The sequence below is a fragment of the Candidatus Kinetoplastibacterium galatii TCC219 genome, assembly GCF_000340905.1.
GTDB classification, from domain to species: Bacteria; Pseudomonadota; Gammaproteobacteria; order Burkholderiales; family Burkholderiaceae_B; genus Kinetoplastidibacterium; species Kinetoplastidibacterium galati.
This window is the reverse complement of the sequence record NC_020284.1, coordinates 446,730-458,614: the sequence shown is the minus strand read 5'-3', so window position 1 is coordinate 458,614 and position 11,885 is coordinate 446,730. Positions and strand designations below refer to the sequence as shown.

General features: G+C 31.9%; 10 protein-coding genes and 1 tRNA gene. 8 read left to right on the top strand and 3 right to left on the bottom strand.

The window, feature by feature from the left end; translation table 11 throughout:
* Positions 1-75 precede the first annotated feature (75 nt).
* The gene (gene orn, locus ST1E_RS02150) at positions 76-621 is read left to right on the top strand and encodes an oligoribonuclease (protein ID WP_015389604.1); all 546 of its coding nucleotides are present in this window, start codon (positions 76-78) and stop codon (positions 619-621) included.
* Here the strand turns inward: orn and ST1E_RS02145 are convergent.
* Entirely contained in the window at positions 616-2,001 is a 1,386-nt protein-coding gene (locus ST1E_RS02145) for an MATE family efflux transporter (RefSeq protein ID WP_015389603.1), read from the bottom strand. The genes orn and ST1E_RS02145 overlap by 6 nt on opposite strands.
* A 260-nt stretch (positions 2,002-2,261) precedes the next feature.
* Complete coding sequence (locus ST1E_RS02140) at positions 2,262-2,525, bottom strand: type B 50S ribosomal protein L31 (protein ID WP_015389602.1); 264 nt, start codon at positions 2,523-2,525, stop codon at positions 2,262-2,264.
* A 247-nt stretch (positions 2,526-2,772) separates the two neighbouring features.
* On the opposite strand from ST1E_RS02140, the gene ispH reads away from it, so the two are divergent.
* Positions 2,773-3,723 (top strand): 4-hydroxy-3-methylbut-2-enyl diphosphate reductase, encoded by a 951-nt coding sequence (gene ispH, locus ST1E_RS02135; protein WP_015389601.1) that lies wholly within the window; start codon positions 2,773-2,775, stop codon positions 3,721-3,723.
* Between the two features lie 7 nt (positions 3,724-3,730).
* On the opposite strand, the gene ST1E_RS02130 is transcribed toward ispH, so the two are convergent.
* Positions 3,731-3,806 (bottom strand) — tRNA-Thr (locus tag ST1E_RS02130).
* 599 nt (positions 3,807-4,405) lie between these two features.
* Here ST1E_RS02130 and ST1E_RS02125 point away from each other — a divergent pair.
* The 6 genes from ST1E_RS02125 (at position 4,406) to truB (ending at position 11,881) form a co-directional block, all read left to right on the top strand.
* On the top strand, positions 4,406-5,683 hold the full coding sequence (locus ST1E_RS02125) for a pseudouridine synthase (protein ID WP_015389600.1): 1,278 nt from the start codon (positions 4,406-4,408) through the stop codon (positions 5,681-5,683).
* Positions 5,684-5,868: 185 nt separating this feature from the next.
* Positions 5,869-6,384 (top strand): ribosome maturation factor RimP, encoded by a 516-nt coding sequence (gene rimP / locus ST1E_RS02120; RefSeq protein WP_015389599.1) that lies wholly within the window; start codon positions 5,869-5,871, stop codon positions 6,382-6,384.
* Positions 6,381-7,853: a transcription termination factor NusA gene (gene nusA, locus ST1E_RS02115; RefSeq protein WP_041185966.1), complete on the top strand. Its 1,473-nt coding sequence runs from the start codon at positions 6,381-6,383 to the stop codon at positions 7,851-7,853. The genes rimP and nusA overlap by 4 nt, the downstream gene beginning before the upstream one ends.
* A 75-nt stretch (positions 7,854-7,928) precedes the next feature.
* The gene (gene infB, locus ST1E_RS02110; protein WP_015389597.1) at positions 7,929-10,775 is read left to right on the top strand and encodes a translation initiation factor IF-2; all 2,847 of its coding nucleotides are present in this window, start codon (positions 7,929-7,931) and stop codon (positions 10,773-10,775) included.
* A 19-nt stretch (positions 10,776-10,794) separates the two neighbouring features.
* Positions 10,795-11,163 (top strand): 30S ribosome-binding factor RbfA, encoded by a 369-nt coding sequence (rbfA, locus tag ST1E_RS02105; protein WP_015389596.1) that lies wholly within the window; start codon positions 10,795-10,797, stop codon positions 11,161-11,163.
* 4 nt (positions 11,164-11,167) lie between these two features.
* Entirely contained in the window at positions 11,168-11,881 is a 714-nt protein-coding gene (gene truB, locus ST1E_RS02100; protein ID WP_015389595.1) for a tRNA pseudouridine(55) synthase TruB, read from the top strand.
* The last annotated feature ends 4 nt before the right edge of the window (positions 11,882-11,885 follow it).

The following is an 11,885-nucleotide window of genomic DNA, read 5'->3' as shown; positions in this document are numbered from 1 at the left end:
TATACGATTATTTTTAATAATTAGTATATTTAGAATAATTAAAATTTATTTGTTTATATAAGGAATGATTAAATAATGAATCTAGATAGCAATAAATTAGTATGGTTAGATATGGAGATGAGTGGACTTGATCCATCAAAAGATAGAATTCTAGAGGTTGCTGTAGTAATTACAGATGATAATTTAGATGTAATAGCAGAAGGTCCTGTTATAGCAATTCATCAAACTAACGAACTATTAGAATCCATGGATAAATGGAATAAATCAGTTCATGGGAAAAGTGGATTGATTAATAGAGTTTTATCTTCAGATATTTCAGAAAAGGAAGCGGAAGATAGTATTTTGTTATTTCTGAAAAATTACATCAGCCCAGATAAATCTCCATTATGTGGTAATACGATCGGTCAAGATCGTAGATTTATGAATGTATACATGCAAAGACTAGAAAAATTTTTTCACTATAGAAATATAGATGTTAGTTCTATAAAGGAGCTTGTAAAAAGATGGTACCCTAGTATGTATAAAAATTTTTCTAAAAATAGTAAACATCAGGCTCTTTCAGATATACATGATTCAATAAATGAATTACGTTATTATCGTAAATATTTTTTTAAATTATAATAGTTTTTTAATTACTTTTTCTTTATATAAAATGTATAGAGAAAAAGCAGATATCCCTAATCCACTAGTTGACATTATCCACATGCTGCTAGCGCCTATTGGAGCACCTATAAATAAAATGTCATGTATGGGTTTATATGTTTGCATGCCCGGGCCAAATCCAAACCACCATCCACCACCTAAACCAACAACTCCAAGTGCCATTGTCTGTAATATAAAAGGCAGTGCTGTAATGTTATAGGCTCTAAGTATATAGGAGTTAAAACATTGAATAGAATCAACAATTAGAAAGAACGGTACTATAAACATCATATTATAACACGTTATACTTATGGACAAATCATTTGTATAAAGTATTGGAAGTGTTTTACTGAAATAATATATTGCTATGCAGCTAATAATAGCTATTAACATGGTTAGTCTTATTCCTATCTTACCTATTTGTACAGCAATATCATTGTTTTTAGCACCTAAGAACTGAGCTGTCATTGAAGAAGTTGCTAAACCAAGAGATATAGGTACTATGTAACATACAGACACTATATTAGTTATAATTTGATGAGCACCTACGGCAATTATTCCTTCTCTTGTTATAAGAATTGTCATGAATGAAAAAGTTAAAACCTCTACCAAATATGACCCTCCCATTGGTAGTCCTAGTTTCAATATCTCTTTTATCTTTGGTATGTTTGGTTTTTTAATACGTATATTGAATTGTTTATAAAAATTATCAGTATATATAATTAATACACCTATAAACAAGCTAATCCATGATACTATCATGGTAGATATACTGGCCCCAGTTGATCCCATAGCTGGAATTTTTAAGCAACCATAAATAAGAACATAGTTTAATGAAGCCTTGCATATTACCGAAACCATGCTAACTATTATCATAACTCTTGACTTAGATAATGCGGCGCAAAGGTTATATATAGTTCTAAAAATAAGTGCTGCTGGTAAGGCTATTATCAATATTTTTAAATAAATTATAACTTTGTTATATACATCTAGATCTATATTCCCAATAAAGTAGAACCATATTTCAGAAAAGAACAATGGTATCGCCCCGATTATTGATAGTGCTATAGATACCCAAAATCCTTGTCCCCAGTACTCACCAATCTCGGCATTATTACCACTGCCAAAGTTTTTTGCTATTATTGGTACTAGTGCGTTTATTACTCCAAGCAATCCGACGAATATTATCACATATATGGATGTTGCTAGCGAGACGGCTGCTAAATCATTCTTATTGGTGTGTCCTGTCATTATAGTATCAAGCAAACCAAATGATATGCCAGCTAACTGGCTAACTAAAATAGGAAAAGATTGTTTAGTTAGTTTTCTAAAAATCTCTAAATTTGATAATTTGCTCATATATTAGGGTATATAAAATACTTATGAATTTTTATTTCAGTTAGTTCAGTTAGTTTTGCAATTTTAATTAATAATTTATATCTTTTAGAATGAGCTTATATACATTTATTGATTCGATAATGTATTTTATATGCCATGTATGATAACTATCAAATATCTGTTCATTAAATGATCTAAAACAAAAATACCAAACACACATACTTAATCTCAAAATCAGAATGATTTAGAAAACTATACACTATGTGTATTGGTATTTATTATTATTTATTCTTGTTTATACCTTTTATGTTAGAAAAGCGAGCACGGAATTTTTCTACACGTCCAGTCTCAACTATCCTTGTTTGTGCACCTGTGTAAAAAGGATGGGATTTTGATGTTACATCACATTTAAACAATGGGTATGTCTTATTATCGATATCTATAGTTTCTCTGCTTTGTACTGTAGATCTTATGATAAATTTATGATTTGTTTGAACATCAAGAAAAACAACTTCTTGATAATTTGGATGTATTTCAGATTTCATAACTATTTTCCAATAAAATTTTCATGGTAGTTTACTAAAGGGCCATTCTATCACGGTATTAAAACATATACTTATAATTTGATGTTATAGATTCGTCTTAATAAATTTTATTGCAACATTTTCGACAGTGGCCTGTATATTAGTGGGAACATATTGCACAAGTTATTATGATTTAGCATTATATAATTTAAGTTAACGCTATTAAAGAATCAGTTAGATTAATTATTTATAACTTTTAAGATACCAAATGGAATTCAAAATATCAATAAGCAAGAAAGATATAACATTGGCTGCACCTAGGGGTTTTTGTGCTGGAGTAAAAAGAGCTATAGCTATAGTTGAGAAAGCTATAGCTCTATATGGGCCTATAGTATATGTGAATCATGAAATTGTTCATAATAAGCATGTGATAGATTATTTCAAGGATAAAGGTGTGATTTTTGTAGATAATATTATTAACGTGCCAGATGGAAATGTTATAATTTTCTCTGCTCACGGTGTATCAAAGGATATGATAGCTATAGCCAATAAGAAAAAACTACGTATTGTAGATGCTACTTGCCCGCTTGTGACTAAGGTTCATCTTGAGGTGCTTAAAATGCGTAGGGAAAATAGAGAAGTTATAATTATTGGTCATAAGGATCATCCAGAAGTTAATGGAACACTAGGTCAAGACGTTAGTGGGATATATGTTGTTGAAAATATCAGCGATGTTTCTCGATTAAGTATTAATGACAGCGAATTACTTGGATACGTGACACAAACAACCCTGTCACTTGATGATATTTCTTGTATAGAGGAAGCATTGAGAAATAGATTCCCTAAGATAGTTGGTCCTAAAAAGAGTGATATTTGCTATGCTACGCAAAACAGACAAAACGCACTTAAATATATTGTTAAAGATTGTGATTTAGTATTGGTAGTTGGGAGCAATAATAGTTCCAATTCAACTCGATTGTTAGAGTTAGCAAGAAGAGGTGGTGTAGAGTCCTATCTTATTGATGGATTTGATTCTATAGACTTGAGCTGGTTAAACGGTAAAAAACATATAGGCATAACATCAGGTGCTTCTGCTCCAGAGATTATAGTAGAGCAAGTAATAGAATTCTTGAAAAGAAATGGATTTGATGATAGCTTTGTTAATCTCATATCTGTTACAGAAGAAAATGTATCATTTCCTTTGCCAAAATTTCCTTAAAAGATTTTGGTGCCGACAAGAGGAATCGAACCCCCGACCTTCGCATTACGAATGCGCTGCTCTACCTTCTGAGCTATATCGGCGTTTATTGTATATTGTTTGATAAACAGTGTTGTTTCTATAATACAGGGAAATATATAATATGGACATACCAGTAAGCAAGCGTTTTTTATTATCAACTACGTTGTTATTTGTTAAATGATACAATGATCATTTATTTATTTAACTATTTACATAATGTTAATTAATTATTTTTCCTAATTTAAGTTTGCAGAGTATATTTCCCTGGAATATACTGCACTTCTATGGGAGTATTGCTTTTATATTAAATTTCTGGTTGTTAATCAAATTATCTTATTGATAAGCACTATTATTTCTTTTGTATAATTATTTCTGTATTTTGGATTATTTATACCTGGCTACTAAAATACTTTATTTATATTAATTTACTGAATTCGTAATTTGGAGTTGTCTTGGTGAAGGCAAGTAAAACTGTTAGAGAGAATTTACATGATTCAAAAAATATTGTGAGTTCTAATAAAAAAACATAGTAGAAGAGAAGGTAGGATCCTCATCTCGTAATAATAAGTGGCGTAAGTTACGTACTCCTTTTAGGAGAAGAAGAGTAGACAATGAAGAAATTGTTGACTACTCAGAAGATTCTGCTCGGAAAGATAAAGTATTGAAAGAGCATAATCCTAAACGTAGTAGTGATGAATCTCAGTATGAGAAAATCATATTCCCCTATTTACATAAATCAAGTAATCTAGCGGAAATCAACTTAAAGAAATATTTAAACGATGATGTAGTTCCTAAATTACATAAAGTTTTAGCTGATCTAGGTATAGGCTCCAGAAGAGAAATGGAGGAGCTTATAATTTCTGGAAGGGTATCTGTTAATGGAGCCCCAGCTCATATTGGCCAGAGGGTTAAAGATACGGATCTAGTAAGGCTTAATGGTAAAATAATACAAAGAACAGACATAAAAAAAATTCCTCGCATTATTGTATACCACAAGCCATCTGGTGAGATAGTAAGTCATAATGATCCGCAAGGTAGGGATAATGTTTTCTCTACTTTGCCAAAAATTAGCCAAGGAAAATGGATATCTATAGGTAGACTGGATATTAATACTGATGGTTTACTAATTTTTACAAACTCTGGAGATTTGGCGAATCATTTTATGCATCCTAGAAATGAAATTGAGCGTGAATATGCTGTAAGAATATTAGGGGAGCTGAATGATAATCAAAAATCTAAATTGATCGATGGTGTATTGCTTAGTGACGGCCCAGCTTCTTTTAGCTCATTGTCTTATCTTGGTGGTGAAGGTATTAATAAATGGTACAAGTTAGTAATTAAGGAAGGTCGTAATCGAGAAATTAGAAGGGTATTTGATAGTATTGGCATTACTGTTAGCAGATTGACGAGAATTCGTTACGGTGAGATATTTCTTCCTAGAAACTTGCATCGCGGAAAGTGGATGGAATTAGATGAGTCCATAGTCCTAGCGATTATGGCAAAAAATGGGTTATCAAAAAATACTTTAGAGAAAAAGAGCATAAGTCCCGTCAAGCCCGAATATTCTAAATCTTATGGTAAGCGTTCCAGGAATTTAGATGACTGCTGTAAGAATAATTCTACTATAGTCAGAAAAAATTTAGATCATAATTTAAAACCAAATAATAAAATCATTAAAACTAATTCTCATAGTATTAGTAACAACAACTCAATTTTACAAAAAGATAAAATTAATAAACCTTGGTTAGTTTCAGAAATAGAAGATAAGAAAGGTAAGAGTAATGTTATTAATGCAGCTTCTAAGAAACATATAGATATTAAGCATAGATCAAAAATTAGCAGTAAAACTAATAATGTTAATCATGATCGTCAGCCAAATAATCCTAATGCTCATGAATCTCATCTTGGATTTTTAACAAGAAAGAAAAGGACTTTTTAACTCATTAAAATGGTTATTTCTGTATTAATTTTTAGAAATGTCTGTTAAAATTAAAAATTAGCTATGATTATGTATTATATGGACTCATTAGTCTCTAATTGATAATGTACTATAGTATAGTTAGATTTTGAATCCTTGTTTTTATACAAGGTATTTCTCTTTATTTTTTGTATTTATAATGGTATATGGTAGATTTATTTGCATTGATTAAAAATTCTTTGCTTGGAATTGCAAATGATATTGAGATTGTTGATATCGAAAGACTCCCGTCAGGAGTTTTGCGTGTCATTATTGATAAAACTGGTGGGGTGTGTATAGATGATTGTGAGATTGTGACTCGTCATCTATCTTGTGTACTTGCTGCAGAAAACATTGATTATAGACAGTTGGAAATTAGTTCACCTGGTATAGATCGTCCCTTGCGCAGGGAATCTGATTTTATTCGTTTTGCAGGAGAACGTATTGTTTTAAAATTAAACAATCCATTGGATGGACAGAAGGTTTTCCACGGAATTCTTCGCATGCAAAATTCTTTATCACTAACTGATGATAGTGTTATACATCCGAGCAATACTGTATTTAGTATTGAATCTGATGATAACGAAAAGAAAAATAATTTAAAGGTAATCAATTTTAATATTAATGATGTTTGTTATGCAAAATTGGACCCAGTTCTCGATTTCAAGGGCAGAAAGCAATGAGTCGTGAAATTCTTATGTTAGTTGACGCCTTAGCGCGAGAAAAAAATGTTTCTCGTGATGTCGTTTTTGAGGCGCTAGAGAGTGCATTATCGTTTGCCATGAAAAAAAGATTTAAAGAAGATGCTGATATACGCGTCCTAATAGATCGAAATAGTGGTAAATATGAAGGTTTTCGTAGATGGTTAGTCGTTCCAGATGAAGATGGTTTACAAGAACCTGACAGGCAAGAACTATTATCTGAAGCAAAAGAAATAGATTCAGGAATAGATGTTGGTGGTTATATAGAAGAACCTTTAGATCCTGTGGAGTTTGGTAGAATTAGTGCTCAAACCGCTAAACAAGCTATTTTGCAAAAAATTCGTGATGCTGAAAAAGAGCAAATATTAAATGATTTTTTAGATAAAAATGACAAGATTTTATCAGGTCTAATTAAAAGAATTGATAAAGGTGATGCTATTATAGACATAGGGAAAATTGAAGCCAGATTGCCTCGTTCTGAAATGATACCAAAAGAAAATTTAAGAATGGGTGATAGAGTAAGAGCTTTATTCCTTAGAGTAGAGCATAACGCTCGAGGTAAACAAGTAATTCTGTCTAGAACTTCTCCAGATTTTATTAAATACTTATTCGAGAATGAAGTTCCTGAGATTGAGCAAGGTTTATTAGAAATAAAAGCTGCTGCTCGTGATCCTGGAATAAGAGCAAAAATAGCTATAGTTGCCTACGACAAAAGAATAGATCCAATAGGAACTTGTGTTGGAATGAGGGGATTGCGTGTCACAGCAGTTCGTAATGAATTAGGTGGTGAACAGATAGATATAGTTCTGTGGTCTGAAGATCCTGCTCAGTTTGTTGTTAGTTCATTATCTCCAGCAAATGTGATTTCTATATTAGTAGATGAAGATAGTCACTCAATGGATGTTGTTGTCGACGATGAGAATTTATCTAAAGCAATAGGGGCAAAGGGACAAAATGTCAGGCTAGCTTCTGATTTGACTGGATGGAAGATTAATATAATTACTTCAGAGGAAAGTATTAATCGTCATCAAATGGAAAGAAGATCTTTACATGAGGATTTTATTAAAAAATTAGAAGCAGATGAATTGATTGTAAATAAATTAATAGATGAGGGTTTTACTGGAATCGAAGAGATTGCGTATATACCAATACAAGAGTTGTTAGATATAGATGGGTTTGATGAGGATATAGTTAATGATTTACGATCAAAGGCAAGAAATTCTCTATTAACCGATGCCATTGTTAAAGAAGAAAATATTGAAGTGGAGAATGAACTGCTTGATATTAGTGGGATTAGTAAGGAGATAGTTCTAAAGTTAGCAGATAGAAAAATTTTTACAAAAAATGATCTGGCTGAGTTAGATGCTGTGGAGTTATCTGAAATATCAGGATTGAGCGAGGATGAAGCAGCTAGTATTATAGTCTCAGCTCGAGCGCACTGGTTTGAGTAATGTGGTAAGTTAACAATAATTTAATTTTATTGTTTTGTAACTGTTAGTTAGTCTCTATATGGGGAAGAAATCTTAATGTCGAGTGTTACCGTAGCTCAGTTTGCTGTTGAGCTTAACATGCCTTCTGATATTTTATTAGATCAGCTAAAATCAGCTGGAGTAAATGTTAAAACAATAAAAGATTTTGTCACAGATAGCGACAAGTTAAAGTTATTAGGATCTTTACGTCGTGCTAACGGTGAAGGCAATAAAAAAGATCAAAAAATTGTTTTAACGAAAAGAAAAACTACCGAAATTTATCAAGCAGATGCCAAAGGCAGGTCAAGGACAATCCAGGTTGAAGTTTTAAAAAAACGTACTTTTATAAAGAAAGATTCATCTAAAAATCAATCTGATGAAATTAATAATGGTTCTGTAAAACTTCAATCAACGAAAGACTTAAAATATGATAATACTGTTAGATCGTCTAATTTAAATATTCTTGATGAGTTAGATAGCACTTCCAATGGAAAAAGTGCCATCATTAATCAAAATAATGAAACTACAGTTAATTTAATAAAAGATGATATAAATGCCACCAGTAGTCATATAAGCGATATATCATCAACAATAGAAAGTAAAGCACAAAATTCTAATAAAGAGTCAGACAAATCGACACTTATTTCTAGATCTCAAATTATGAAAAATTCTAAAAACGAAACAAATTTTCGTCGTTCTTCTTCACAAACTAATAACATTAAACCCAAGAATGAAAAATCATTAGATAATACTAATAAAGATGAAGCTAGGAAGGTTGTGGAGAATGAAGCTGCTGCATTACGTGAGATGTTGACTCGTCCTCGCAAGGTATTGCGCTCAAATGATTCTGTTTCAGATAATTTTTCTAATACTAGATCAACTAGTAAGAAAAATTTAACTAATAAAAAAGAATCTAAATCTTCTACTCCTTTAAAAAAGACATCTAAATCTTCTGATATTTCCTCTAGCTGGAGCGATGAGAATCACCGTAAGAAGTCTCTTGAAAGAGATAGGAAATCTGGTGTGCATGGAGATTCTGAAGAATGGCGAGTTGTTGGAGTAAAGTCCTCTAAGATAAATGGAGGAAAATCTTCTCGTTCTACGCAAAACAGCAATAAAAACAATGTTATTAATCAATCACAGGAATTTATTTCTCGTATAATTAATGTCCCAGAAACTATAAGCGTAGCTGAATTGGCTCATAAAATGTCAATAAAAGCTGGTGAGGTTATCAAAAACCTAATGAAATTAGGACAAATGGTTACAATTAACCAAGTCTTGGATCAAGAAACAGCGATGATTGTAGTTGAGGAATTCGGACATACAGCAATAGCTGCTAAGATAGATGATCCAGAAATTTTTTTGGACACTTCATCAATATCTAATGCTGATAGTATGCACAGAGCACCTGTTGTTACTGTTATGGGACACGTTGATCATGGCAAGACATCTTTGTTAGACTATATAAGAAGAACAAAAGTTACTAATAGTGAAGCTGGTGGCATCACACAGCATATAGGAGCTTATAACGTTAAGACTGATATTGGTTCCATTACTTTTTTAGACACCCCTGGTCATGAAGCTTTTGCAGCTATGCGTGCTCGTGGTGCCAAATTGACAGATATTGTGGTTTTAGTAGTTGCTGCTGATGATGGCGTTATGCCTCAAACCCGTGAGGCTATAAATCATGTGAAGGTAGCTAATGTGCCTGTCATAGTGGCTTTAACTAAAGCTGACAAACCTTCTGCTAATTTAGATAAGGTTAAGCAAGAGTTAATTGCTGAAGAGATTATCCCGGAAGAATATGGTGGCAGTGTTCCTTTTATACCAGTGTCAGCAAAAACAGGCGAAGGTGTAGATATTCTTCTAGAAAATATCATTCTCCAATCAGAAGTTCTCGAACTAAAAGCTCAAGTAGATACTAATGCGAAAGGAATTGTAATAGAAGCTAGTTTAGATAAAGGACGTGGACCAGTTGCAACTGTGCTTGTTCAAAATGGAACATTAAAGAAAGGTGATGTTATTTTAGTAGGAGCAACTTTTGGTCGTGTTCGATCTATGCTAGATGAAAATGGATTTTCTATAGAAAAAGCAGGGCCTTCGATACCGGTTGAGATACATGGACTTACGGATGTTCCCTCAGCTGCTGATTTTCTAGTTGTTTTATCAGATGAACGTAAAGCTAGAGAAATAGCTCTTTTTAGACAAGGTAAATTCCGAGACTCTAAGTTAGCACGCAAGCAGGCAGATAAATTAGAATCTATCTTTGATAATATTACTGATAGTTCGGTCCAGGCTTTATCTATAATTATTAAATCTGATGTTCAGGGATCTCAAGAAGCTATAGCTTCTTCTCTACTAAAGCTATCTAATAATGAGATTTGTGTGAAGATAGTACATGCAGCAGTTGGTGGTATTTCTGATAATGATATTAATTTAGCTATAGCTTCTAATGCTGTAATAATAGGTTTTAATGTCCGTGCTGATTCTATAGCAAAAAAGAATGCGGAATTAAACAATATTAGTATACGTTACTACAGCATAATATATGACGCTATTAATGATATAAAACAAGCCATGTCTGGAATGTTGATTCCAGAGAAAAGGGAAGAAATAATTGGTTTAGTAGAAATTCGTGAAGTATATAGCATATCTAAAATAGGTAAAGTAGCTGGTTGTATGGTTCTTGATGGCATAGTAAAGAAAGATTCTAGAATACGCTTAATCAGAAATAATGTAGTTACTTGGACAGGACAAATAGAATCCTTAAAAAGATTTAAGGACGATGTCAAAGAAGTCAGATCAGGTTTTGATTGTGGTATCACCCTGAAGGGCTATTCAGATATTATGAACAATGATCAACTAGAGGTATTTGAAGTTAAAGAAATTGCAAGAACAATGTAATTTCTATTCGTAACAGACTATGAAAAATAATTCTACATCTAATCGTAACATTCGAATTGCAAAACAAATTCAAAAAGATTTGTCTGAGATCATAAGGAAAACCTATAGTTTAAATCAAGTTGGTGTGTGTACTATATCCAGGGTAGAATTATCTGTAGATTATGCGCATGCAAAAGTGTATTTTACAGTATTTGGTTTAGATCATTTTGAAGTAGAGTGTTTTCTTAATAAAAAATCTGGATGGCTGCATTCTTGTCTATATAAAATATTAAAGATTCATACTGTTCCTAATATACAGTTTTTATATGATAGTCAATTTTATGAGACGGATAAGTTGTTAGATTTAATTAAACAAGCTAATTCCTCTGATAATCAATTTATCAATTAGATTTATGGATCTGTATCAACTTGATGGTTTTTTCTTATTAGATAAACCTGCAGGTATTACGAGTAATTTAGCCTTACAAAAAGTAAGGCGTTTTTTAAATATAAAAAAAGCAGGTCACACTGGAACTCTTGATCCTTTTGCTACTGGACTTTTAGTTTGCTGTTTTGGTAAAGCAACAAAAAAATCTAATATTTTCCTTAATGCTTCTAAATCATATATTGCTACTATAAAACTAGGAGAAGAAACAGATACTGGTGACTTAACTGGCAAGGTAATAAAAAAATCTTCTGATTTTAAATTTATTGATGCTTCATCTATAGAAAAAGCGCTTATTTCTTTTATAGGAGAGATAGATCAAGTGCCGCCGATGTATTCAGCCATAAAATTTAATGGTATTCCTTTGTATAAATATGCGCGCACTGGTGTAGATGTATATAGAGACTCAAGGAAAGTCACGATATATAATATTAATTTGATTAATTCTACTGATGATATTTTTGAGATAGAACTTTCATGTAGTAAAGGTACTTATGTTAGAACACTCGCTCAAGATATAGGAAGAAAGCTTGGTTGTTTTGCGCATTTAATAAAATTAAGAAGAACAAGAGTTGGTCCATTTCTCTTAGAAAATTCGATCACTCTGGAAAATTTATTCAACAGATCAAAATCTCTTGATGAGTTGTTATGCAATGAAGAGATATATAAAGATTTCATTTAACAAT